Raw genomic sequence first — 24,055 nt, forward strand, 5'->3', positions numbered from 1 at the left:
TGGGGTGCCGAGGTGGCGGCCTCGGCGATCTGCCACTCGATGGACGACTGCCTGGCGGCGGTCGGAGAGCTCGGCTACCCGGTCGTCGTACGACCCAGCTTCACCATGGGCGGCGCCGGCTCCGGCCTGGCCTACGACGAGGAGGACCTGCACCGGATCGCCGGCCTCGGCCTCTCGCTCAGCCCCACCACCGAGGTGCTCCTGGAGGAGTCGATCCTGGGCTGGAAGGAGTACGAGCTGGAGGTGATGCGCGACCGGGCCGACAACGTCGTGATCGTCTGCTCGATCGAGAACCTCGACCCCATGGGCGTGCACACCGGCGACTCGATCACCGTCGCGCCGGCGCTGACCCTGACCGACCGGGAGTACCAGCGGATGCGCGACATCGGCATCGCGGTGATCCGCGAGGTCGGCGTCGAGACCGGCGGCTGCAACATCCAGTTCGCGGTGAACCCCGAGGACGGACGGATCATCGTCATCGAGATGAACCCGCGTGTCTCGCGGTCGTCGGCGCTGGCGTCCAAGGCGACCGGCTTCCCGATCGCCAAGATCGCCGCCAAGATGGCGATCGGCTACACCCTCGACGAGGTCCCCAACGACATCACCCAGGAGACACCGGCGAGCTTCGAGCCGACGCTGGACTACGTCGTGGTCAAGGTGCCGCGGTTCGCGTTCGAGAAGTTCCCCGCCGCCGACCCGACGCTGACCACCACGATGAAGTCCGTGGGCGAGGCGATGGCGATCGGCCGCAACTTCACCGAGGCCCTGCAGAAGGCGCTGCGTTCGCTGGAGAAGTCGGGATCGTCCTTCCACTGGGACGCCGAGACCACCCCGAACGACGAGATGGCCCGCCAGCTCCTCGAGCAGGCCCGTCGCCCCACGGACGGGCGGATCGTGTTGGTGCAGCAAGCACTTCGCCGACTCAGCGTCGAGGAGGTGCACGAGGCCACCGGCATCGACCCGTGGTTCCTCGACCAGATCGCGCTGCTCAACGACGTCGCCGGCGAGCTGCACGACGCCGAGGAGCTGGAGCCCTCGCTGTTGCGCCTGGCCAAACGGCACGGCTTCTCGGACCAGCAGATCGGGCAGCTGCGCTCGATGCCCGAGGAGGTCGTGCGCGGCGTGCGGCACGCGCTCAGGGTGCGCCCCGTCTACAAGACCGTCGACACCTGCGCCGCCGAGTTCGCCGCTCGGACGCCCTACCACTACTCCTCCTACGACGAGGAGACCGAGGTCGAGCCCCGGGAGAAGCCCGCGGTGATCATCCTCGGGTCCGGGCCGAACCGCATCGGGCAGGGCGTCGAGTTCGACTACTCCTGCGTGCACGCCAGCTTCGCGCTGCGCGAGGCCGGTTTCGACACCGTGATGGTCAACTGCAACCCCGAGACGGTCTCCACCGACTACGACACCTCCAGCCGGCTCTACTTCGAGCCGCTCACCCTCGAGGACGTGCTCGAGGTGGTGCACGCCGAGCGGGCCGCCGGCCCGCTGGCCGGCGTCATCGTGCAGCTCGGCGGACAGACCCCGTTGGGGCTGGCGCGGGCGCTGAAGGAGGCCGGCGTGCCGATCGTGGGCACGTCGCCGGAGGCCATCGACCTCGCCGAGGACCGCGGCGCCTTCGGCCGGGTCCTGCACGAGGCGGAGCTGCCGGCGCCGCGGCACGGCACGGCCTACAGCGCCGTCGAGGCGGTCGAGATCGCGCGCGAGATCGGCTACCCGGTGCTCGTCCGCCCCTCCTACGTCCTGGGCGGGCGCGGCATGGAGATCGTGTATGACGCCGAGACCCTGACCGAGTACGTCACCCGCGCCACAGCCGCCTCCTCCGAGCACCCGGTGCTGATCGACCGGTTCCTCGACGAGGCGATCGAGATCGACGTCGACGCGCTCTACGACGGACGCGAGCTCTACCTCGGCGGGATCATGGAGCACATCGAGGAGGCCGGGATCCACTCCGGCGACTCTGCCTGCGTCCTGCCGCCGGTCACGCTCGGCCCCGAGGAGCTGCGCCGCGTGCGGGAGTCGACGCACCGGCTGGCCGAGGGCATCGGCGTGCGCGGGCTGATGAACGTCCAGTTCGCCCTGGCCCAGGACGTCCTCTACGTCCTCGAGGCGAACCCGCGGGCCAGCCGGACCGTGCCCTTCGTCTCCAAGGCGACCGGGGTGCCCCTCGCCAGCGCCGCCGCCCGGGTGATGCTGGGCGCGAGCGTGGCGGACCTGCGCGCGGAGGGGGTGCTGCCCCCCGAGGCGGACGGCAGCGTGCTGCCGACGTCGGCGCACGTGTCCGTGAAGGAGGCGGTGCTGCCGTTCAAGCGGTTCCGCACCGCCGGCGGCCAGGTCGTGGACAGCCTGCTCGGCCCGGAGATGCGCTCCACCGGCGAGGTCATGGGCATCGACCGCGACTTCGGCGGCGCCTTCGCCAAGAGCCAGCTCGGGATCAGCGGCCTGCCGCTCTCCGGCACGGTGTTCGTCTCGGTCGCCAACCGCGACAAGCGCGCGATGATCTTCCCGGTCAAGCGGCTCGTCGACCTCGGGTTCACCCTCATCGCCACCGCCGGAACCGCGGACGTGCTGCGCCGCAACGGAATCCACGCCGACGTGGTGCGCAAGCACAGCCAGGGCCGAGGCCCGCACGGTGAGCCGACCATCGTCGACCGGATCGGCTCCGGCGAGGTCGCCATGGTGATCAACACCCCGTCCGGGCGGGACGCCCGGGCCGACGGCTACGCGATCCGTGCCGCCACGACCAGCCTCGACCGGCCGATCATCACCACCGTGCAGCAGCTCGGCGCGGCCGTCCAGGGCATCGAGGCACGGCTCGCCGGACCGCTCGAGGTGAAGTCGCTGCAGGCCCACGCCGCCGAGCTCGACCTCTACCACCGAGCCGCCCGGTGACGTTCGGGGAGCGGCTGGCTGCCGCCATGGCCAAGCACGGACCGCTGTGCGTGGGGATCGACCCGCACCCCGGCCTGCTCGAGGCCTGGGGCCTGCCGCAGGACGTGGACGGCCTGACGCGGTTCGTGGAGGCCTGCGTCCAGGCGTTCGCGGGCCACGTGGCGGTCGTCAAGCCGCAGAGCGCGTTCTTCGAGCGGTTCGGCGCCGCCGGCATCGCGGTGCTCGAGCGCACGCTGGCCGACCTGCGCGAGGCGGACACGCTCTCGCTGCTCGACGTCAAGCGCGGCGACATCGGCACCACCATGGAGGCCTACGCCCACGCCTACCTGACCGACGATGCCCCGCTGCGGGCCGACGCGGTCACCGTGAGCCCCTACCTCGGCTACGGGTCCCTGCGACCGGCGCTGGACCTCGCCCGCGCCACCGGCCGTGGCGTCTTCGTCCTCGCCCTCACGTCCAACCCGGACGGGCCGTCGGTGCAGCACGCGCGGACGGCCACCGACAGCGTCGCCGGTGCCGTCGTCGCCGGGGCGGCCGCCGACAACGCCGACGCACCCGGGTTGGGGCACGTCGGGCTGGTCGTCGGTGCCACGGTCGGCACCGCCGTGTCGGAGCTCGGCGTGGACCTGGCCGCCAGCCGGGCGCCGCTGCTGGCCCCCGGCCTCGGCGCCCAGGGCGCCACCGCGGCCGACCTGCGGACCGTCTTCGGCGCCGCCGCACCGCAGGTCCTCGCGAGCGCCTCCCGGTCGGTGCTCGCCGCCGGGCCCGACGCGAGGGCACTGCGGCGAGCGGCACGGCATACCGCCGAGGAACTCGCACGCGAACTGGGCCGGGGCGTGGACGTGCCCGTCCCGAGGTGACTCCAGGCGCTGCCGGACACCTGCGGGGGCCTCGTTGCCAGCCCCGGGAGGACTCGCTAGGTTCCTGATCAACGCTGGCACGTAACCTGAGCCGCGAATCGTCCGACCGTGCAGCACCGTCCCGTTGAAGGAGACCGACCGTGGCACTACCCCCGCTGACTCCGGAGCAACGTGCGGAGGCACTGGCCAAGGCGGCGGTCGCACGGCGGGAGCGGGCTGCGGTGAAGAACCGCCTCAAGTACGCCCAGGGCTCGCTCAAGGAGGTCATCGCCGACGGCAAGGACAACGAGGTCATCGGCAAGATGAAGGTGTCCGCCCTGCTGGAGTCCATGCCCGGCGTGGGCCGGGTGCGTGCCCGCCAGATCATGGAGGAGGTCGGCATCTCCGAGAGCCGCCGCGTCCGCGGGTTGGGCAGCAACCAGATCGCCGCGCTGCTGGCCCGGTTCGACCAGTCCTGACGGCCGCCCCGCCCGCTCCAGCGCGCCTTCCCCGCCCGACCCACCGACCCCTCCCAGCACTTTCCAGCCCGACCAGGAAGCGCAGGTATGCCGCACCCGTCCCGACTCGTCGTCCTCGCCGGACCGACGGCCGTCGGCAAGGGCACCGTGGCGGCCTACGTGCGCGACCACTTCCCGGACGTGTGGCTGTCGGTCTCGGCGACCACGCGGTCGCCGCGGCCCGGTGAGGTCGACGGCGTCCACTACCACTTCGTCACCGACGCGCAGTTCGAGCACATGCGGGCGCAGGGGGAGTTCCTGGAGTGGGCGATCGTGCACGGCCGGGCGAAGTACGGCACGCCCCGGACGCCGGTGCTGCGTGCCCTGGCCGCGGGGCGCAAGGCGCTGCTGGAGATCGACCTGCAGGGCGCCCGCCAGGTGCGTGAGCAGATGCCCGAGGCGCTCTTCGTCTTCCTCGAGCCGCCGAGCTGGGAGGAGCTCGTCCGCCGGCTCGTGGGACGGGGCACCGAGACGGCGGAGGAGCAGGCCATCCGGCTGGCCACCGCCCGCACCGAGCTGGAGGCCCGCACGGAGTTCGACGTGGCCGTGGTCAACGACGACGTTCGGCGGGCGAGCGAAGAACTCGTATCATTGATGGAGCACGGGCCCACGCACGCCGACCGGGTCCGCTGAACGGCACGGATCTCGGCGGCCGCCGCGGATCGTCCGCCACCGACCCGCCACCCGAGATCGCCACGAGCACGACTGCACACCGACACGACTGCACACCGACACGAGACGGAGGACGCATGTCCGGCACCAAGGCCCACCCCGAGGGGATCACCAACCCGCCCATCGACGAGCTGCTCGAGACCGCCGACTCCAAGTACGCGCTGGTGATCTACTCGGCCAAGCGGGCCCGCCAGATCAACGCCTACTACGCCCAGCTGTCCGAGGGGCTGCTGGAGTACGTCGGCCCGCTGGTGGACAGCCAGGTCAACGACAAGCCGCTGTCCATCGCGCTCCGCGAGATCAACCAGGGCAAGCTCACCATCGAGCCGATCGAGGCCTGAGCGGGCGAGGGGCAGCATGCGCGTCGTCCTCGGTGTCAGCGGCGGCATCGCTGCCTACAAGGCCTGCCTGCTGCTGCGCCTGTTCACCGAGGGAGGGCACGACGTCACGGTCGTGCCGACCCGTGCGGCGCTGGAGTTCGTCGGGGCCCCCACCTGGGCGGCCCTGTCCGGCAAGCCCGTCGCCACGGACGTCTGGAACGAGGTCCACCGCGTGCCGCACGTGCGCCTCGGCCAGCACGCCGACCTCGTCGTCGTCGCCCCGGCCACCGCGGACCTGCTCGCCCGCGCGGCGCACGGCCTCGCCGACGACCTGCTCACCAACACACTGCTGACCGCTCGCTGCCCGGTCGTGCTGACGCCGGCGATGCACACCGAGATGTGGACGCACCCGGCGACCCGGGCCAACGTGGCGACCCTGCGGGAGCGCGGGGTGCACGTGATCGAGCCCGCCAGCGGGCGGCTCACCGGTGCCGACACCGGTCCGGGCCGGCTGCCCGACCCGGAGGACATCTACCGCGCCTGCCTCCAGGCGGCTGGCGGCGAGCTGGCGAGGAGTGGGGCCGCCACCGGACCCGGCCCCCTGTCCGGGCGTCACGTCGTGGTGACCGCCGGCGGCACCCGCGAACCACTGGATCCGGTGCGCTTCATCGGCAACCGCTCCTCGGGCAAGCAGGGCATCGCCCTGGCCGAGGTCGCCGCCCGACGCGGGGCCCGGGTCACCCTGATCGCGGCGAGCGTCGACGTGCCGCTCCCGACCGGCGTGGAGGTCGTGCGCGTCGAGACCGCCGTGCAGCTCAAGGACGCCGTCGACAAGGCCGCTGTCGACGCCGACGTGGTCGTCATGGCCGCCGCGCCCGCCGACTTCCGACCGGCGCACTACACCGACGCCAAGATCAAGAAGTCCCAGCTGCCCGGAGGGGCAGAGGACGCCCCCACGATCGAGCTGACCACCAACCCGGACATCGTCCGTGGCCTGGTCGACGCGCGCGACGGCGCACGCTCCCCGCTGATCGTCAGCTTCGCGGCCGAGACGGGCGACGCCCACGGCAGCGTGATGGACCACGCCCGGGCCAAGTTCGCCCGCAAGGGCAGCGACCTGCAGGTCGTCAACGAGGTCGGGGTCGGGCGCACCTTCGGCGCCGACGAGTCCACGGTGCACATCCTGACCCGCGGCAGCGACGCCGTGGTCGACGCGGGCCCGGCGAGCAAGGTGAGCATCGCTGCCACCGTGTGGGACGTCGTACAGAAGCATCTGGAGCCCGCGTAGACTCGCGGCTGCCGATCCGGCGGGGCGTGTCGTCCCGTCCTGCCACCGAACTGAGGAGCACCACGTGACGCGTCTGTTCACCTCCGAGTCGGTCACCGAGGGCCACCCGGACAAGATCTGCGACCAGATCAGTGACGGCATCCTCGACGCCATGCTGGCCCAGGACCCGCACGCCCGCGTGGCCGTCGAGACGATGGTGACCACCGGCCTGGTGCACGTCGCGGGCGAGGTGAGCACGACCGGCTACGTCGACATCCCGAGCGTCGTCCGCGAGACCATCGTCGGGATCGGCTACGACTCCTCGGCCAAGGGCTTCGACGGCCGCTCCTGCGGGGTCTCGGTGTCCATCGGGCAGCAGTCGCCCGACATCGCCCAGGGCGTCGACACCGCCTTCGAGTCGCGCAGCCAGAGCATCGACCCGATGGACAAGCAGGGCGCCGGCGACCAGGGGCTCATGTTCGGCTACGCCGGCGACGACACCCCCGAGCTGATGCCGCTGCCGATCTTCCTCGCGCACCGGCTCGCCGAGCGGCTCACCGTCGTGCGCAAGGCGGGCGACCTCGCCTACCTGCGCCCGGACGGCAAGACCCAGGTGACGATCGAGTACGACGGGGACCGGGCCGTCCGCCTCGACACCGTCGTGCTCTCGACGCAGCACGCCGCCGACGTGTCCCTGTCCGGGCTGCTCGAGCCCGACATCGCCGCGCACGTCATCAAGCCCGTGCTCGAGGAGGTCAAGGGGTCCGGGGTCGACATCGACAGCTCCGACTACCGCATGCTCATCAACCCGACCGGCCGGTTCGAGGTCGGGGGTCCGATGGGCGACGCGGGCCTGACCGGGCGCAAGATCATCGTCGACACCTACGGCGGGATGGCCCGCCACGGCGGCGGTGCCTTCTCCGGCAAGGACCCTTCGAAGGTGGACCGCTCCGGCGCCTACGCGATGCGCTGGGTCGCCAAGAACGTCGTCGCGGCCGGGCTCGCCAAGCGGTGCGAGGTGCAGGTCGCCTACGCGATCGGGAAGGCCCAGCCGGTCGGTCTCTACGTCGAGTGCTTCGGCACCGAGACCGTCAGCCTCGACCAGATCCAGTCCGCGATCCCGAAGGTGTTCGACCTGCGGCCGGCCGCGATCATCGAGGACCTCGACCTGCTGCGCCCGATCTACCAGCCGACCGCCGCCTACGGGCACTTCGGCCGCACCACCGTCGAGGGCGTGGAGAACCCGTTCACCTGGGAGCGGCTCGACCGGGTGGACCAGCTCAAGGCCGCGGTCCTCGGCTGAGCCGCGCCTGCTGCCCGGCCGCCGTCGGTGGGCCGCGATAGACGTTGGGCATGAGTTCGGAGGGGACCTCGTCAGCCGCGTCGGCCACCGGTGAGCAGCTCGCGCTGCTGCGGACCGCGGCTCGGTCCTCCCGTGCCCGTTCCGCCGCGACGCGGAAGGCGCCGTCCCTCGCCGAGACCGACCCGGTCGCGGTGGTGCTCGTCGACCTGGGCCTGGCCCACCTGGACCGGCCCTTCGAGTACCTCGTGCCGGCCGAGCTGGCCGACACCTGCCTGCCCGGGGTGCGGGTCAAGGTGCGCTTCGCCGGTCAGGACGTCGACGGGTTCGTGGTCGAGCGCCGGGCCGAGGCCGAGCACCGGGGCCGCCTCGTGCCGGTCCGGCGGGTGGTCAGCGCCGAGCCCGTGCTCACCCCCGCGCTGTTGCGCCTGTGTCGTGCCGTTGCCCGACGGTATGCCGGCACGCTCAGTGACGTGCTCCGCCTCGCCGTGCCACCGCGGCACGCCACCGCCGAGCGCAACCTGCCCACCGAGCCGGGTGCGGACGCGGCCGGGCCCGTGGGTGCCGGGCTGACCGGGTCGGCGGGGGAGGCGGACGCGGCGGGGGAGACGGACCCGGCGAGGGAGGCGGACGTGCTGCCGTGGCAGCGCTACCCGGCCGGCCCGGCGTTCCTGCGGCGCGTGGCGGCCGGGGAACGCCCGGCGGCCAGCTGGCTCGCCGCCCCCACCGGCGAGGTGGACCGCGACTGGCCGGCGGCGCTGGCCTCGCTGGCGGCCGCGACCCTCGCGGCCGGGCGCGGCGTGCTGGTCGTGCTGCCCGACCGCCGCGACGTGGTGCGGGTCGACAGCGCCCTCACCGAGCGGCTTGGCAAGGGCGGGCACGTGCGGCTCACCGCGGACCAGGGGCCGCAGGCCCGCTACACGGCGTGGCTGAAGGTGCTTCGGGGCCACGTGCGGTGTGTCGTCGGCACGCGCGCCGCCGCCTTCGCGCCGGTGCGCGACCTGGGCCTCGTGGCGTGGTGGGACGACGGGGACGACCTGCACGCCGAGCCTCGCGCGCCCTACCCGCACGTGCGTGAGGTGCTCGAGCTGCGCGCCGAGCTCGAGGGCTGTGCCCTGGTGGTCGGCGGGTTCAGCCGCTCGGTGGCGGTCCAGCAGTGGCTGGAGGAGGGGCGCCTCCGCGCGGTGCAGCTGGACGGGCCCACGCTGCGACGCACCGCTGCACGGATCCGCGTCGCGGGAGAGGGCCGCGAGCAGGAACGGGACCCGGCGGCCGCCGCGCGGCTGCCGTCCCTGGCCTGGCGCACGGCCAAGCAGGCGTTGACGCGCGGGCCGGTGCTCGTGCAGGTCCCGCGACGGGGCTACCTGCCGGCACTGTCCTGCCAGACCTGCAGGCAGCGGGCCCACTGCCCTACCTGTCACGGGCCGCTGGCGCTGCCCGGTCCCGACGCGCCACCGCAGTGCCGGTGGTGCGGCACGGTGGTGCGCCAGTTCGTCTGCCCGGAGTGCGAGGGGCGGACCCTGCGCTCGACCGCGGTCGGTGCCCGGCGCACGGCCGAGGAGCTCGGCCGCGCCTTCCCCGGGGTGCCGGTGCACACCTCGGGCGGTGGACAGGTCCTCGACACGGTCGACGGCGAGCCGGCGCTCGTGATCGCGACGCCGGGCGCGGAGCCGGTCGCCCCGGGCGGTTACGCCGCGGCGTTGCTGCTCGACGCCTGGGCGCTGCTCGACCGGCCGGCCCTGGACGCGGGGGAGGAGGCGGTCCGGCGGTGGACCGCCGCCGGTGCGCTCGTACGGCCGGCGGACGAGGGCGGGGCGGTCGTGCTGTGCGGCGTACCGCAGCACACGACGCTGCCGCCGGTCGAGGCGCTGGTGCGGTGGGACCCGGCGTGGTTCGCGGCCCGCGAGCTCGCCGAGCGGCGGGACCTGGCCCTGCCGCCCGCGGTGTGGATGGCGCAGCTGACCGGCCCGCGCGCCGCGCTGCGCGACGCGCTGGCGCAGGTCGAGCTGCCCGCCGACGTCGAGCAACTCGGGCCGATGCCGGTGGCCGGTTCCGGGCCACAGGCCCGCCGCGGCACGGGTCGGGACGACGGCCAGCAGGTGCTGCTCCGGGCGCCGTTGCCCATGGCCACCGAGGTCGCCGACGCCCTCGCGGCGATGCGCGCGGTCCGCAGTGCCCACAAGACCGCCGAGGTGGTCGGCGTGCGCATCGATCCGCAGGGCGCCATCGGCTGACCAGGGGGCCGCGGCGCGGCAGGAAAACCTGCTTCGCCGAGCGTTGCTCTGTTACCGTGCTGGTGCTGACCCGAGGTTCCACGGCCTGCCCGCCCCGACAGGGCCCGGCGCCGCCCGGGAGGCACTCACACAACGTTCGTCGTTCGGCCCTGCCCTGCCCTGTCACGGCCCGACGTCAAGGAGGTCTGATTGAGCGTCATTGACCCTGCTGCGCCCACACCCGCCCACGCCCCCGAGCCGGGCACGCCGCAGCGCCGCCCCCGCGCCCGCCGCTACCTGATGTGCCCGCCCCGCTTCTTCGAGGTCGGCTACGCCATCAACCCCTGGATGGATCCCGGGCTGCCGGTCGACGTGGCCGCCGCGAACGCCCAGTGGGAGGGGCTGCGGCAGGTCTACCTCGACCTCGGGCACGAGGTCGAGGTGATCGAGCCGGAGCCGGGCCTGCCCGACATGGTCTTCGCTGCCAACGGTGCCCTCGTCATCGGGGACCGGGCGCTCGGCGCCTCGTTCGCGCACGCCGAGCGGCGCCCGGAGGCCGCCGCCCACCGGCGCAAGCTGGAGGGGACCTCGGGGATCACGACGTTCGTCACCCCCGACCACGTCAACGAGGGTGAGGGCGACTTCCTCGTCGTCGGCAACACCGTGCTGGCCGGCACCGGCTTCCGCACCAGGCCGCCGGCCCACCAGCAGGTCGAGGAGGTCTTCGGGCTGCCGGTGATCTCGCTGACCCTGGTGGACCCGCGCTACTACCACCTCGACACGGCACTGGCCGTGCTCGACGACCAGACCGTGGCCTACTACCCGGAGGCGTTCGACGCCGACGGGAAGGCGATGCTCAAGACGATGTTCCCCGACGCGCTCATCGCCACCGAGGCCGACGCCGCGGTGCTCGGGCTCAACGCCGTCTCGGACAACTACCACGTGCTGCTGCCGACCGCGGCCGTCGCCCTGGCCGACCAGCTGCGCGAACGCGGCTACCAGCCGGTGCCGGTCGACCTGTCCGAGCTGCTCAAGGCCGGCGGCAGCGTGAAGTGCTGCACGATGGAGCTGCACCAGCACCGGTCCCGCCCCGTCGCCCACTGAGCACCGCCCGTAGGGTCGGAGGTATGCCGATCGACCACAGCGCGCGTGCCTCCGACCCCGAACTGGCCCACTCCGCCGAGCTGGCGGACCCCCAGTTCGCGCCGACGCCGGTCGACGCCGTGGTCTTCGACCTGGGCAACGTCCTGATCCGCTGGGACCCCCAGCCGGCCATCGCCGCCGCGGTCGGGGACGAGGAGGCCCGACGGTTCCTGGCCCGCGACGGCGACGGCACAGGGTTCGACTTCTTCGCGTGGAACCACCGCCAGGACGAGGGCCGGCCCTGGGCGGAGGCCGAGGAGGCGGCGGTCCGCGCGCACCCGGGCTGGGAGGCGGCCATCCGGGCATACCGGAAGAACTTCGCGGCCTCGCTGACCGGTGCCGTCGACGACACGGTCCAGATCCTGCGCGAGCTGCACGGGGCCGGCGTGCCGCTGTTCGCCCTGACCAACTGGTCGGAGGAGCTGTTCCCCGTGGCGCTGGACCGGTTCCCGTTCCTCGACCTGTTCGAGGACATCGTGGTCTCCGGCGAGGAGAAGGTCGCCAAGCCGGACCCGCGCATCTGGGAGGTCCTCGAGGAGCGGGTGCGCCACACGGGCGGCCTGGAGGACTGCATCTTCATCGACGACAGCCCCGCCAACGTGCAGTCGGCGACCGCCGCCGGGCTCGACGCGATCCTGTTCACCGACACCGGCCACCTGCGCGAGGACCTGCGCGCTCGCGGGCTGCCGCTCGCGCCCGCCTAGAATCGCGACCACCCGCCCGTCGACCCGAGGACACCATGTCGGTCAAGGACATCCGCCTGTTCGGCGACCCGGTGCTACGCACCCCCGCGACGCCCGTCATCGACTTCGACAAGGAGCTGCGCCGGCTGGTGCAGGACCTGACCGACACCATGATGGACGCCCCCGGGGCCGGGCTCGCCGCGCCCCAGATCGGCGTGGGGCTGCGGGTGTTCACGTGGTACGTCGACGGGGAGCTCGGCCACCTGGTCAACCCCACCCTGCGCCTGTCGGAGGAGACCCAGGACGGCGAGGAGGGGTGCCTGTCCTTCCCCGGCATCTATGCCGACACGCGCCGGGCCCTGCGCGTCGTCGCCACCGGCCAGGACCAGTACGGCGAGTCCGTCAGGATCGAGGGCTCCGAGCTGCTGGCCCGCTGCATCCAGCACGAGACCGATCACCTCGACGGGATCCTGTTCATCGACCGGCTCGACCGCGACCAGCGCAAGCTGGCGATGAAGGCCATCCGCGACGCCGAGTGGGCCGGTGCCCCGGCGCCGACCGTGAAGGTCAGCCCGCACCCGACGTTCGGTCGGGGGATGTGAGCGGTGCGCGTCCTCTTCGCCGGCACCCCCGAGGTCGCGCTGCCCAGCCTGGAGGCGCTGCTCGCCTCGCGCCACGAGGTCGTCGGCGTCCTCACCCGACCTGACGCCCCCGCCGGCCGCGGCCGGCACCTCGTGCCGAGCCCCGTGAAGGACCGCGCCGTCGAGGCGGGGCTGGAGGTGCTCACCCCACGCCGCCCCGGCGACCCGGAGTTCCGGCAGCGGCTGGGCGAGCTCGCCCCCGATGCCTGCCCGGTTGTCGCCTACGGCGCGCTGCTGCCCGCCGCCGTCCTCACCGTCCCGTCGCACGGGTGGGTGAACCTGCACTTCTCGCTGCTGCCCGCCTGGCGCGGCGCCGCCCCCGTGCAGCACGCGCTCATGGCCGGCGACGAGGTCACCGGCGCCACCACCTTCGTCATCGAGGAGGGGCTGGACACCGGGCCGGTGCTCGGGGTGATGACCGAGGCGATCCGCCCCACCGACACGGCCGGTGACCTGCTGCAACGGCTCGCCACCGCTGGCGCCGATCTGCTCGTCGCCACCCTCGATGGACTCGAGAACGGTGAGGTGACCGCCGTCCCCCAGCCGGAGGACGGCGTGTCCCTCGCGCCGAAGATCACCGTCGAGGACGCCGAGATCCGATGGAAGACACCGGCGCTCGCCGTCGACCGCCACATCCGCGGCTGCACCCCGGCACCGGGTGCGTGGACGACCTTCCGCGGCGAACGGCTCAAGGTGGGGCCCGTGAGCGTGCACGGCCAGGCCGGCCACGACGGCCTGGAGGAGGACGTGCCCTCCACCGCCCCCGGCGAGCTGGTCGTGCTCCGTCACGCGGTCCACGTCGGCACCGTCTCGGGCCTCGTGCGGCTGGGGACCGTCCAACCCCACGGCAAACGCGCCATGCCGGCGGCGGACTGGGCTCGCGGCGTGCGGATCCAGCCGGGGGAGCGTCTCGGTGCCTGAGCGGCGCGGCTCCTCCGGCCACGAGCCGTCGCGACGCCGGCAGCCGTCGGGTCGGGGCCGGGACAGTGGCCACCGCGAGGCCGGTGGTGGTGCAGGGAAGCAGCACGGTTCACGCCGGCAGCCCGGAAACCGGCACCGTTCGACGCAGCGCCCCGCCGAGCGGTCCCGCCGCGCCGATCCTGCCCGGCTCGCGGCCTACACGGTGATGCGGCGCGTCGCCGAGGGCGCCTTCGCGAACCTCGAGCTGCCGAAGGTGTTGCGCGAGCACCGGATCCACGGCCGCGACGCCGGGTTCGCGACCGAGCTCACCTACGGTGCCACCCGCCTGCGGGGACGGTATGACGTGATCGTCGCCCACGCAGCCGGGCGGCCCCTGTCCCGCATCGACGACGCCGTGCTCGACACGTTGCGGCTCGGCGCGCACCAGCTGCTGGGCATGCGGGTGGAGACGCACGCCGCCGTCAACGAGACGGTGGCCCTCGCCCGCCAGGTGAACGGCAGCGGCGCCGCGGGCTTCGTCAACGCGGTGCTGCGTCGGGTCAGCGAACGTGACCTCAGCGAATGGCTCGACCTCGTGGCCCCGCCGGTGGCCACCGAGCGGGCCGACGACCAGGACCCCGAGGCCCTGCGGGACGCCCGCCTGGCCCGGCTGGCCGTCGTGGAGTCCCACCCGGAGTGGATCGTCCGCGCGCTGCGCGCGGCGCTGCTCGGGCACGGGGGCTCGACCGCCGCGACCCTCGAGGAGGACCTGACGGCCCTGCTCCGCGCCGACAACACCCCCGCGGCGGTCTCCCTCGTCGCCCGGCCCGGTCTGGTCGAGGTGGCCGAGCTCACCGAGGCGGGCGCCACGGCGTCGACGCTCTCCCCGGTCGGTGCCCTCCTCAGCGCGGGCGACCCCGGCGCCCTCGCCGCCGTCCGGGACGGTCGCGCGGCGGTCCAGGACGAGGGCTCGCAGCTGGTGGCACTGGCGCTGGCTGCCGCGCGGGTCCGGCCCACCGCACGGTCGGGGGGCGACAGAAGGACCGGGTCGGACCCTTCTGCCCTGCCGCAGAGCACGGGGCCGGGCATGGCGCACGACGGGGAGCGGTGGCTCGACCTGTGCGCCGGGCCCGGCGGCAAGGCCGGGCTGCTGTCCGCGCTCGCGCACCGACAGGGCGCGCGGCTGCGCGCCAACGAGGTGAGCGGGCACCGGGCCGAGCTGGTCCGCCGGACGCTCGAGGCCGGCATACGGGCCGGTGCGCGGGCGACCGTCACCGTCGGTGACGGTCGGGAGGTCGGCGCCGAGGAGCCGGGCGCCTATGACCGCGTGCTCGTCGACGTCCCCTGCACCGGCCTGGGGGCGTTGCGGCGCCGCCCCGAGGCCCGCTGGCGGCGCACCCCGGCGGACCTGTCCGCACTGGGCAGCCTGCAGCGCGAGCTCCTCACCTCCGCCCTGGAGGCGGCCCGTCCCGGCGGGGTGGTGGGCTACGCGACCTGCAGCCCGCACCTGGCCGAGACCACGCTCGTCGTGGGTGACGTGGTCCGGAAGCGGTCGGACGTGACCGTGGAGGACGCCCGACCACTGTTCCGCGACGCCAGCGGAGCCCAGGTGGCCGGGCTGGGGGAGGGCCCGCACGTCCAGCTCTGGCCGCACGTGCACGGCACCGACGCCATGTTCTTCGCCCTGCTGCGCAGGCTCTAGGGTGACCGCCGTGCAGATCTCACCGAGCATCCTGTCCGCCGACTTCGCCAACCTGGAGCGGGAGCTGGACCGGATCAGCAACGCCGACTGGGCCCACGTCGACGTCATGGACGGGCACTTCGTGCCGAACCTCACGATCGGGCTGCCGGTCGTCGAGGCGCTCGCCCGGGTGACGCCGGTCCCGATGGACTGCCACCTCATGATCGACGACCCGGACCGGTGGGCCCCCAGCTATGCCGAGGCCGGCGCCCAGAGCGTCACCTTCCACGTCGAGGCCGCGGGCGACCCGCGGCAGCTCGCCCGCAACCTGCGCGGCGCGGGGGCGCGAGCCGGGATGGCGCTGAAGCCGGCCACTCCCTTCGCCCCGTATGCCGACCTCCTGCCCGAGCTGGACATGGTCCTGGTGATGACCGTGGAGCCCGGCTTCGGGGGCCAGTCGTTCATGGCCGACCAGATGCCCAAGGTGCGCGAGGTCCGCGAGGCGATCCGCCGCCACGGCGGCGAGATCTGGGTGCAGGTCGACGGTGGCGTCTCGGCCAAGACCATCGAGGAGTGCGCCGAGGCAGGCGCGGACGTCTTCGTGGCCGGGTCGGCGGTCTACGGCGCCGATGACGCTGCGGGTGCGGTCGAGGAGCTGCGCGCGCTCGTGGCCCGGCACACCTGACGCGGCCGCCCAGCGGGAGCGGTGGCATACTGGCGGTACGTGCTCCGGGGTCGGTGCAATTCCGAACCGGCGGTGACAGTCCGCGACCCGACCGCAGCCAGCGGCCGGTTGACCTGGTGGAACTCCAGGACCGACGGTGAAAGTCCGGATGGGAGGCAGCACGTGAGGTTCGCCGAGGCGGCCACCGGATCACCCGTCCGGGGCACGTTTTGGCGGAGTCGACCTCCACGGTCGACCTTCTGATCGCCCCGGAGCTCGCCACCAGGAGTCGAGCACGAGGGGCGCACATGACCCGGTCGTCGGGACAGGCCGCGCAGGACGCAGCGCTCATGCGCCGTGCCGTGCAGCTGGCCGCGAAGGGCCCGCTCGGTGACCCCAACCCGCGCGTGGGTGCGGTCCTGCTGGACCAGGACGGCCACATGGTCGGCGAGGGCCACCACGGCGGCGCCGGCACCCCGCACGCCGAGGCAGCCGCCCTGGACGCCGCCGGGGAGCGGGCCAGGGGCGGCACGATCTACGTCACGCTGGAACCGTGCGCGCACACTGGGCGCACACCGCCGTGCGCCCGAGCCCTCGTCGAGGCGGGCGTGACCCGCGTCGTCTATGGACAAGGCGATCCCAACCCGGTGGCTGAGGGCGGGGCCGCCCTGCTGCGGGAGGCCGGGATCGAGACGAACGGCGGGGTGCTCGAGGAGGAGTGCCGCGCCCTGAACGAGGCGTGGACGACCGCGGTGCGGCGTGGCCGCCCGGTCGTCACCTGGAAGTTCGCCGGCACGCTGGACGGGCGGGTCGCCGCCGCGGACGGTTCGAGCCGGTGGATCACCGGGCCCGCCGCCCGCGCCGACGTGCACGAGCTGCGCGCCGCCTGCGGAGCGGTGGTGGTCGGCACCGGCACCGCACTGGCCGACGATCCGTGGCTCACGACGCGCACCGCCGACGGCCGGCTGCGTGAGCGGCAGCCGCTGCGGGTGGTGGTGGGCCGGCGAGGGCTGCCGCCGGGTGCCCGCGTCCTCGATGACGCCGCCCCGACCCTGCTGCTGCAGGACCACGACCCGGCCGCCGTCCTGGCCGCGCTCGCCGAGCACGAGGTCCGGCACGTCTGGCTCGAGGGCGGTCCCACCCTGGCGGCAGCCTTCCTGGCCGCCGGCCTCGTGGACGAGGTGGTCGGCTACCTCGCCGCAGCCGTCCTCGGCGCCGGCCCCGGCCTGGTGGCCGACCTCGGGATCCGGACGATCGGTCAAGCGCTGCGGCTCTCCCTCACCGACGTCACCCGGCTCGAGGACGACATCCGCATCCGCGCTCGGCTCCACAACGTCGACGCCTCGGACCCCGCCGAGGTCTCTGGCGCCGCCGAGGTCGACGCACCCGGCGTGGCCGCCACGACCCTGACCACCGCCACCACTGCATCCACCACGACAGGAGCCCCTTGATGTTCACCGGCATCGTCGAAGAGCTCGGCGAGGTCGTCGCCGTCCAGCACGGCAGCGCCTCCGCCGTCCTCACCCTGCACGGACCCACCGTGACGAGCGACGCCGTCCACGGCGCGTCCATCGCCGTGAACGGGGTGTGCCTGACGGTCACGAGCCACGAGCCCGGTGCCGGGCGGTTCACCGTCGACGTGATGGCCGAGACCCTGCGCCGCTCGAGCCTGGGCGAGCTCAGGGAGGGGGACCCGGTCAACCTCGAGCGCGCGATGCGCGCCGACGGCCGGTTCGGCGGGCACGTCGTGCAGGGACACGTCGACGGGACCGCGCAGGTCCTGCACCGCACGCCCGGTGACGCGTGGGAGGTGGTGCGCTTCAGCCTGCCGCCCGAGCTCGCCCCCTACGTCGTGGAGAAGGGCTCCATCACCGTCGATGGGGTCTCCCTCACCGTGTCGGCGGTGGCCGACGACAGCTTCGAGGTGTCCCTGATCCCGACGACGCTGGAGCTGACCACGTTGGGCCGCAAGGGAGTCGGTGACCGGGCCAACCTCGAGGTGGACGTTCTCGCCAAGTACGTCGAACGGCTGCTGTCGCCCGCCGCCCGGCAAGCGGCTGGGCGAGCAGCAGCGCAGGAGGTCCGCCCGTGAGCATCCTCGAACAGCTCTTCGGCGCCCAGCTCGTGGTGCTCGGACACCCCATCCTGTGGCGCGAGATCCTCGGCAACGTCTTCGGGTTCGCCTCCGCCATCGGCGGGATGCGACGGCGGCTGTGGGCCTGGCCGGTCGGCATCGTCGGCAACGCCCTGCTGTTCACGGTCTTCTTCGGGGTGGCCTTCTCCAACCCTCAGCACGAGACGCTCTTCGGCCAGGCAGCCCGGCAGGTCTTCTTCATCATCACCAGCGTCTACGGGTGGTGGCGCTGGTACTCCGTGCGCCGCGCCAGCAGGGCCGGCGACCGCGATGCCCCTGCGATCATGCCCCGGTGGGCCACGGCAGCGGAGCGACTCGGCTACCTGGCCTTCTGGGTGCTGGCGGTGCTGCTGTGCCAGTGGGTCTTCGCGGTGGTGGGGGCCGGCTGGCCGGCGCCGCGCTGGTACTACTGGTGCGACGCCTGGATCTTCGTCGGCTCCATCGTGGCGACCTATGCGATGGCGCGGGGATGGAACGACTTCTGGCTGGCCTGGATCGGCGTGGACCTCGTCGGGGTGCCGCTGCTCATCAGCTCCGGCTTCTACCCCTCCGCAGCGCTCTATGTCGTGTATGCCGGGCTCGTCCTCTACGGGTTCACCGTCTGGTTGCGGGTGTCGCGCCGGGCACCTCGCGAGGACCGCGAAGCGAGTGCGGTGACGGCATGAACGCCAGGGCGACGGAACCGACGACAGGGACGACGGGTTCGAGGACGAAGGGTCACATGAGCACCACCACGACCGAGACGACGCCGGACACCGCCCCGCGCGGGCGTACCACACCGGCCAGCAGCCAGGCCGGCCGTGCCGCCGGGACGAGCAGTCAGGGCGTCGACGAGGAGCACGCCGTCGCCGCCGCCCTGACCGCGCTCCGCGCCGGGCGGCCGGTGCTCGTCACCGACGCGGAGGACCGGGAGAACGAGGGCGACGTCATCCTGGCTGCGCAGACCCTCAGGGTGGAGTGGCTCGCCTGGACGGTCCGGCACACCTCGGGGGTGCTGTGTGCCCCGATGACCGCAGCCGTCGCCGACCGGCTGGAGCTGCCGCCGATGGTGACGCACAACCAGGACCCGCGCGGCACGGCATACACGATCTCGGTGGACGCCCGTGAGGGCGTCACGACCGGCATCAGCGCCGCGGACCGGACCCACACGCTGCAGCTGCTCGCCGACCCGGCCACCACCGCGGGGGACCTGGTCCGTCCCGGTCACGTGTTCCCGCTGCGGGCACGCCCCGGTGGCGTGCTCGAGCGGCCCGGACACACGGAGGCCGCCGCCGACCTGTGCCGCCTCGCGGGGCTTGCGCCGGTCGGTGTCATCGCCGAGCTGGTCCACGACGCGGGGGAGGTCATGCGCGGGCCGGCGGTACGCGCGCTCGCGGCCGCCCACGAGCTGCCGGTGCTGACCATCGCCGACCTGGTGCAGTGGCGTCGCCGGCACGAGCGGGTGGTGCGCAGCGCGACCACCGTATTGCCCACGCGTTACGGCGAGTTCACCCTCCACGGCTACCGGGACCTGCTGACCGGGGCGGAGCACGCCGCCCTCGTCGCGGTCGGGCGCAGCCCGGACCACCGGGCGCCCGCGGTCCGCGTGCACTCCGAGTGCCTCACCGGTGACGTGTTCGGGTCCCGGCGCTGCGACTGCGGGGAGCAGCTGGATCGTTCCCTGGCCCGTGTGGCCGAGCACGGCGGGATCGTGGTCTACCTGCGGGGGCACGAGGGCCGCGGCGTGGGCCTCACCGACAAGCTGCGGGCCTACGCCCTGCAGGACTCCGGGCTCGACACGGTCGACGCGCAGACCGAGCTGGGCCTGCCGGTCGACGCCCGTGAGTACGGCGCGGCCGCCGGGATCCTGCACGACCTCGGCGTCAGCGAGCTGCGGCTGCTGACCAACAACCCGCGCAAGGTGGACGCCCTGCGCGACGCCGGCATCGCCGTCGACACCGTCGAACCGCTCCCGGTCCCCGTGCACTCCGACAACGCCCGCTACCTCGCGACCAAGCGGGACCGGCTGGGCCACCGCCTGCTGCTGGACGCCACGATCGCCGGCGGTGACCGGAGGGCGGCGCTGTGAGCGGCCGCGGAGCACCCCGGCTCAGCGCCGAGGGCACCGGTCTGCGCGTCGCCGTGGTCGCGGCCTCGTGGCACGAGCAGGTCATGGACGGCCTGGTGGCCGGTGCGCAGCGCGGCCTGGCCGACGCCGGGGTGGCGGACGTCGAGGTCGTCCGTGTTCCGGGCACCTTCGAGCTCACGGTCGCCTGCGCGCGCCTCGCGCCCCGCTTCGACGCTCTGGTCGCGCTCGGCGTGGTCATCCGGGGCGGCACGCCGCACTTCGACTACGTCTGCCAGTCGGCGACGGTGGGGCTGACCGATGTCAGCGCCCGCAGCGGAGTGCCCGTCGGCTTCGGCGTGCTCACCTGCGACGACGAGGCGCAGGCCCTGGACCGGGCCGGACTGCCCGGCTCGCGCGAGGACAAGGGGCACGAGGCGGCCACCGCCGCCGTCGCGATGGCGGTCACGCTTGACCGGGTCGCCCCGCGCGAAGGTGCGGTCGCCCGCTCCTGACAGGGGTGCGCTCGCGCGCACTGGGCAGGCGGCCGGCCCCGGATCAGGCGAACAGCACCGACGCGAGGCCGCGGCGCACGCCCACCTGCTCGGCCACGCGCCGGACGGCGAGGAGCGTGCCGGCGGTATACGGCTCGGGTCCGAGCGCCGGGTCGTGCCGCAGGACCAGCCGTTCCCCGGCACCACCGAAGACGACCTCGGTGGTGACGACGAACCCCGGCAGCCGCACCGAGTGCACCCGGGTCCCGCCGACCTCGGCGCCGCGCGCCTCCACCGGACCGTCCAGGTCCGAGACCGCGACCCCCTGCAGCGGCGCGTGGACCCCACCGAGGGACTCGGCCAGCTCGCGAGCGGTGCCGCTGGGCACGTCCGGCTTGCCGGCGGAGCCGTAGTCGATGACCTCCCAGGCCGGGAGGTGCTCCGCCGCGAGCAGCGCCGCCCGCTGCAGCACGGCGGCCATCACCGAGAAGTTGCCCGCCGCCACCACCCCGACGCCCCGGTCGCGGGCGAGCCGGTCCAGCTCGGCGTAGTCGTCCGCGGTGAGCCCGCTGGAACCGATCACCGCGTGCACGCCCGACTCCACCGCCGTCCAGACGTTGTCGCGCACCGCGGTGCTGCTCGTGTAGTCGACCAGCACGTCGACCGCGGTCGCCGCCAGTGCCTCGCGCACCGTGCCGAAGATCCGTCCGTCCGTTCCCGCGCCGACCCGCTCCCGCAGCGTCTGGCCGGCCGCGGACCGCGCAACGCCCGCCGCCAGGGTCACGTCCTCGGCCTCCTCGATGGCCGCCACGATCGGTGGTGCGGTCCAGCCGGTCACGCCCGCGAAGCACACGTTGATCATCGAGGCACCCTACTGCGGGCCGTGCCCCGCGCAGACGGTCCACGAGCGTGCTCGGCGGCCCCGGGCGCCCGCGGGTGGACCTCGCCCCCGCCCGCACCCTGAACGCGCGGGACAGGCGAGTGCCGCCGCCCCGTAACCTTGTCGGCCGTGAAGACCTTCGAGCAGCTGTATGCCGAGCTCGGCCAGCGGGCGGCCGAGCGCCCCCACGGCTCGGGCACCGTCGCGGCCCTGGACGCCGGCGTGCATGCCATCGGCAAGAAGGTGGTCGAGGAAGCGGCCGAGGTGTGGATGGCTGCCGAGCACGAGGGGCGCGAGCGCACCGCGGAGGAGATCAGCCAGCTGCTGTACCACCTGCAGGTGCTCATGCTCGCGTGCGACCTGACGCTCGACGACGTCTACGCCCACCTCTGAACCTGCCGCCGAAGGACCTGTGATGCTGCGTATTGCCGTGCCCAACAAGGGTTCCCTGTCCGAACCGGCCGCCGAGATGCTGCGGGAGGCGGGCTACCGGAGCCGTCGGGACGCGCGCGAGCTCGTGCTCACCGACACCGACAACGACGCCGAGTTCTTCTTCCTGCGCCCCCGCGACATCGCCGTCTACGTCGGCAAGGGACGCCTCGACGTCGGGATCACCGGCCGCGACCTGATGCTCGACTCCGGCAGCCCGGCCGATGAGGTGCTGGCCCTGGGGTTCGGTGCCTCGACGTTCCGCTTCGCCGCCCGCGACGGTGCGGCGACGTCGGTCGCCGACCTCGGCGGGAGGCGGATCGCCACGAGCTTCCCGGGCCTGGTCCGGTCGCACCTGGACGAGCACGGGGTCGCCGCCGATGTCGTGCGACTCGACGGCGCGGTGGAGACGGCGGTCACGCTGGGCGTGGCCGATGTCATCGCCGATGTGGTCGAGACGGGCACCACGCTGCGCAGCGCCGGCCTCAGGGTCTTCGGCGACCCCATCCTGCGCAGCGAGGCGGTGCTCATCCGGCGCACGGACGCACCCGCGTCGTCGGCCATCGACGTGCTCGTCCGGCGGTTGCAGGGGGTGCTCACGGCGCGGCGTTACGTGATGATGGACTACGACATCCGCGTCGAGCTGGTGGAACAGGCCTGTGCATTGACTCCCGGACTCCAGTCGCCCACCGTGTCCCCGCTGCACCACGAGGGGTACGTGGCCGTGCGCTCGATGGTGCCCCGGCACCAGACCAACCAGCTGATGGACGCGCTCTACGACCTCGGCGCGCGGGCCATCCTCGTCACCGACATCGTCGCCTGCAGGTTGTGATGCCCGCCCCGTCCGACGGTCACCCTCCGGGTGCGCAGCCCGACCCGCGCCGGCACCGACGCGAGCCGTATGCCGTGTTCCGGCCCCGCCGCGGGCGGGTCGTGGCCACGGTCATGGCGGCAGTCAGCATCGTGGTGTTCACCGTCGCGGCCATCGTCGTGCCCAGCGCCGGCGACGTCTCCGCCGGCGGCTGGACGCCGGCGGAGCGGGGCGTGCTGGCCCTGGTCGGGCTGATCCTCGCCTTCGGGCTCATGCGGTTCGCGCGGTTGCGGGCCGTCCCCTCGTCGCAGGGGCTCGTGGTGCACAACGTGATGACGACCCGTCGCCTGGAGTGGGCGCAGATCCTGAGCGTCCAGTTCTCCGGCGGTGCGCCGTGGGTGATGCTCGAGCTCGACGACACCGATGTGGTGGCCGTGATGGCGATCCAGCGCTCCGACGGACCCTATGCCGACCGCGAGGCCTCGCGGCTCTCCGCGCTCGTGCAGCACCACTCCACCGCACCGGAAGGGCCGTACTGAGCCGGCACTGCCCGGACCGCGGACGGCCACGCCGGCACGCCGGTCAGGCGCCATGCTCCCCGGCGTCGTCGGCGTCGGCGGCGTCGTCGTCCTGCTGGCGCAGCGCCTCCGCGAGGTCCGCGGACGCGGGCACGAGCTCTCGCGCCTCGGCGTAGTCCAACCCGGTGAGTGCCAGCAGCTCCAGCACGATCGCCTGCACCTGCCCCCGCAGCACCTCCGCGGACAACGTGGTGCTGGGGAAGACGTGGGCACTGCGCCGGCCGATCTCGGCCAGGGACTCGCGCGCACCCTCGGGCAGCCGCCGTTGCTGGAGCTCGTCGGCGATCTCGGTCAGCACGTCGCCCAGGGCGTCGAGCAGGTCGGTGTAGGGGCCGGGCACCGGCTCCGCGCGCCACGTGGCGGTCACCGCGCGTCCGATGAGCACCCGGATGTTGCGGATCGTCCTCCCCAAGGGCGTGAGCAGCGCCGCGATGGTCTGCACCGCCGGGAGGTCGCGCCGCCGGAAGGGGGAGAGCCGGACGACGGCAATGCCCTCGTCGGCCAGCTCGCGCAGCTGCGCCAGCAGCTCGTCGGTCCGCCGGGCGCGAGTCAGCGCCTCCTGCACCTCCGGCTCGTCGCCGTGGCGCAGACCGTCGGCCGCCTGGTGCAGTGCGGTCGCGAGCTCGCGGGCCACCCGCGCGGCCTGCTCCCGGGGCCGGCGCAGGGGCGCGGCGGGAGCGACGGTGGCGGCGAGCAGGGCCACCAGCCCACCGACGACCGCGTCCAGCCAGCGGCTCAAGGCGAATCCCGGCGATGCGACGAGGGTGACGACGAGCACGGACTGCACGCCGGCCTGGATGGTGATGAGCGTCCCGGCGCCCAGCAGCGCCCCGACCACCATCGCCGCCATGGTCACCACGACGATCTGCCACACGCCGGTGCCGACGACGTGCACGACCAGGTCCCCGACCAGCACCCCCACGGCCACCCCCACCATCAGCTCGACGACCCG

At 73.7% G+C, this 24,055-nt stretch carries 24 protein-coding genes and 1 riboswitch; of the genes, 22 read left to right on the plus strand and 2 right to left on the minus strand.

Annotated features, from left to right (window positions below; translation table 11 throughout):
* The 19 genes from carB to ribH all read left to right on the plus strand — a co-directional run.
* Nucleotides 1-2,892 (plus strand): carbamoyl-phosphate synthase large subunit (gene carB, locus VFL99_RS09900; protein WP_325106183.1); only part of this gene is annotated, 2,892 nt, incomplete at its 5' end.
* Complete coding sequence (pyrF, locus tag VFL99_RS09905) at nt 2,889-3,752, plus strand: orotidine-5'-phosphate decarboxylase (protein WP_325106184.1); 864 nt, start codon at nt 2,889-2,891, stop codon at nt 3,750-3,752. The genes carB and pyrF, both read left to right, overlap by 4 nt.
* 140 nt (nt 3,753-3,892) lie before the next feature.
* Nucleotides 3,893-4,210, plus strand: coding sequence for an integration host factor, actinobacterial type (mihF, locus tag VFL99_RS09910; RefSeq protein ID WP_325106185.1), 318 nt, complete (start codon nt 3,893-3,895; stop codon nt 4,208-4,210).
* A gap of 87 nt (nt 4,211-4,297) precedes the next feature.
* Nucleotides 4,298-4,882 carry a guanylate kinase gene (gmk, locus tag VFL99_RS09915; protein ID WP_325106186.1) on the plus strand — a complete coding sequence of 195 codons (585 nt, stop codon included), beginning with the start codon at nt 4,298-4,300 and terminating at the stop codon, nt 4,880-4,882.
* 116 nt (nt 4,883-4,998) lie between these two features.
* Nucleotides 4,999-5,262, plus strand: coding sequence for a DNA-directed RNA polymerase subunit omega (rpoZ, locus tag VFL99_RS09920; RefSeq protein WP_325106187.1), 264 nt, complete (start codon nt 4,999-5,001; stop codon nt 5,260-5,262).
* 16 nt (nt 5,263-5,278) lie between these two features.
* The gene (gene coaBC / locus VFL99_RS09925) at nt 5,279-6,529 is read left to right on the plus strand and encodes a bifunctional phosphopantothenoylcysteine decarboxylase/phosphopantothenate--cysteine ligase CoaBC (RefSeq protein WP_325106188.1); all 1,251 of its coding nucleotides are present in this window, start codon (nt 5,279-5,281) and stop codon (nt 6,527-6,529) included.
* A 64-nt stretch (nt 6,530-6,593) separates the two neighbouring features.
* The gene (gene metK, locus VFL99_RS09930) at nt 6,594-7,811 is read left to right on the plus strand and encodes a methionine adenosyltransferase (protein WP_325106189.1); all 1,218 of its coding nucleotides are present in this window, start codon (nt 6,594-6,596) and stop codon (nt 7,809-7,811) included.
* Between the two features lie 50 nt (nt 7,812-7,861).
* A complete protein-coding gene (locus tag VFL99_RS09935; protein WP_325106190.1) occupies nt 7,862-10,042 on the plus strand; it encodes a primosomal protein N' in 2,181 nt (726 codons plus the stop codon).
* Nucleotides 10,043-10,231: 189 nt separating this feature from the next.
* Nucleotides 10,232-11,125, plus strand: coding sequence for a dimethylargininase (gene ddaH, locus VFL99_RS09940; protein ID WP_325106191.1), 894 nt, complete (start codon nt 10,232-10,234; stop codon nt 11,123-11,125).
* 23 nt (nt 11,126-11,148) lie between these two features.
* Nucleotides 11,149-11,868 carry an HAD family hydrolase gene (locus VFL99_RS09945; RefSeq protein ID WP_325106192.1) on the plus strand — a complete coding sequence of 240 codons (720 nt, stop codon included), beginning with the start codon at nt 11,149-11,151 and terminating at the stop codon, nt 11,866-11,868.
* A gap of 35 nt (nt 11,869-11,903) precedes the next feature.
* Nucleotides 11,904-12,449, plus strand: coding sequence for a peptide deformylase (gene def / locus VFL99_RS09950; RefSeq protein ID WP_325106193.1), 546 nt, complete (start codon nt 11,904-11,906; stop codon nt 12,447-12,449).
* A 3-nt stretch (nt 12,450-12,452) separates the two neighbouring features.
* Nucleotides 12,453-13,409, plus strand: coding sequence for a methionyl-tRNA formyltransferase (gene fmt / locus VFL99_RS09955; protein ID WP_325106194.1), 957 nt, complete (start codon nt 12,453-12,455; stop codon nt 13,407-13,409).
* Nucleotides 13,402-15,090 (plus strand): RsmB/NOP family class I SAM-dependent RNA methyltransferase, encoded by a 1,689-nt coding sequence (locus VFL99_RS09960; protein ID WP_325106195.1) that lies wholly within the window; start codon nt 13,402-13,404, stop codon nt 15,088-15,090. Before fmt ends, VFL99_RS09960 begins: the two co-directional genes overlap by 8 nt.
* Before the next feature lie 10 nt (nt 15,091-15,100).
* Nucleotides 15,101-15,754 (plus strand): ribulose-phosphate 3-epimerase, encoded by a 654-nt coding sequence (gene rpe / locus VFL99_RS09965; protein WP_325106196.1) that lies wholly within the window; start codon nt 15,101-15,103, stop codon nt 15,752-15,754.
* Nucleotides 15,755-15,789: 35 nt separating this feature from the next.
* Nucleotides 15,790-15,920: riboswitch (FMN riboswitch) on the plus strand.
* Nucleotides 15,921-16,041: 121 nt separating this feature from the next.
* Nucleotides 16,042-17,184 carry a bifunctional diaminohydroxyphosphoribosylaminopyrimidine deaminase/5-amino-6-(5-phosphoribosylamino)uracil reductase RibD gene (gene ribD, locus VFL99_RS09970; RefSeq protein ID WP_325106197.1) on the plus strand — a complete coding sequence of 381 codons (1,143 nt, stop codon included), beginning with the start codon at nt 16,042-16,044 and terminating at the stop codon, nt 17,182-17,184.
* Complete coding sequence (locus VFL99_RS09975; protein WP_325106198.1) at nt 17,184-17,825, plus strand: riboflavin synthase; 642 nt, start codon at nt 17,184-17,186, stop codon at nt 17,823-17,825. Before ribD ends, VFL99_RS09975 begins: the two co-directional genes overlap by 1 nt.
* A complete protein-coding gene (locus VFL99_RS09980) occupies nt 17,822-18,532 on the plus strand; it encodes a nicotinamide mononucleotide transporter family protein (RefSeq protein ID WP_325106199.1) in 711 nt (236 codons plus the stop codon). The genes VFL99_RS09975 and VFL99_RS09980 overlap by 4 nt, the downstream gene beginning before the upstream one ends.
* Before the next feature lie 56 nt (nt 18,533-18,588).
* Nucleotides 18,589-19,935, plus strand: coding sequence for a 3,4-dihydroxy-2-butanone-4-phosphate synthase (ribB, locus tag VFL99_RS09985; protein ID WP_325106200.1), 1,347 nt, complete (start codon nt 18,589-18,591; stop codon nt 19,933-19,935).
* Nucleotides 19,932-20,426: a 6,7-dimethyl-8-ribityllumazine synthase gene (ribH, locus tag VFL99_RS09990; protein ID WP_325106201.1), complete on the plus strand. Its 495-nt coding sequence runs from the start codon at nt 19,932-19,934 to the stop codon at nt 20,424-20,426. Before ribB ends, ribH begins: the two co-directional genes overlap by 4 nt.
* A 43-nt stretch (nt 20,427-20,469) precedes the next feature.
* Here the strand turns inward: ribH and dapB are convergent, their stop codons facing one another.
* Complete coding sequence (dapB, locus tag VFL99_RS09995; protein ID WP_325106202.1) at nt 20,470-21,267, minus strand: 4-hydroxy-tetrahydrodipicolinate reductase; 798 nt, start codon at nt 21,265-21,267, stop codon at nt 20,470-20,472.
* A gap of 147 nt (nt 21,268-21,414) precedes the next feature.
* On the opposite strand from dapB, the gene VFL99_RS10000 reads away from it, so the two are divergent.
* From VFL99_RS10000 to VFL99_RS10010, 3 genes are read left to right on the plus strand one after another with little or no spacing between them, the layout of a single operon-like run.
* A complete protein-coding gene (locus VFL99_RS10000; protein ID WP_325106203.1) occupies nt 21,415-21,678 on the plus strand; it encodes a phosphoribosyl-ATP diphosphatase in 264 nt (87 codons plus the stop codon).
* A 22-nt stretch (nt 21,679-21,700) separates the two neighbouring features.
* Nucleotides 21,701-22,546, plus strand: coding sequence for an ATP phosphoribosyltransferase (gene hisG / locus VFL99_RS10005; RefSeq protein ID WP_325106204.1), 846 nt, complete (start codon nt 21,701-21,703; stop codon nt 22,544-22,546).
* The gene (locus tag VFL99_RS10010) at nt 22,546-23,064 is read left to right on the plus strand and encodes a PH domain-containing protein (RefSeq protein ID WP_325106205.1); all 519 of its coding nucleotides are present in this window, start codon (nt 22,546-22,548) and stop codon (nt 23,062-23,064) included. The genes hisG and VFL99_RS10010 overlap by 1 nt, the downstream gene beginning before the upstream one ends.
* Nucleotides 23,065-23,107: 43 nt before the next feature.
* Here VFL99_RS10010 and VFL99_RS10015 read toward each other — a convergent pair.
* On the minus strand, nt 23,108-24,055 hold a 948-nt coding region (locus VFL99_RS10015), incomplete at its 5' end, for an FUSC family protein (protein WP_325106206.1).

The organism is Segeticoccus sp. (assembly GCF_035708005.1).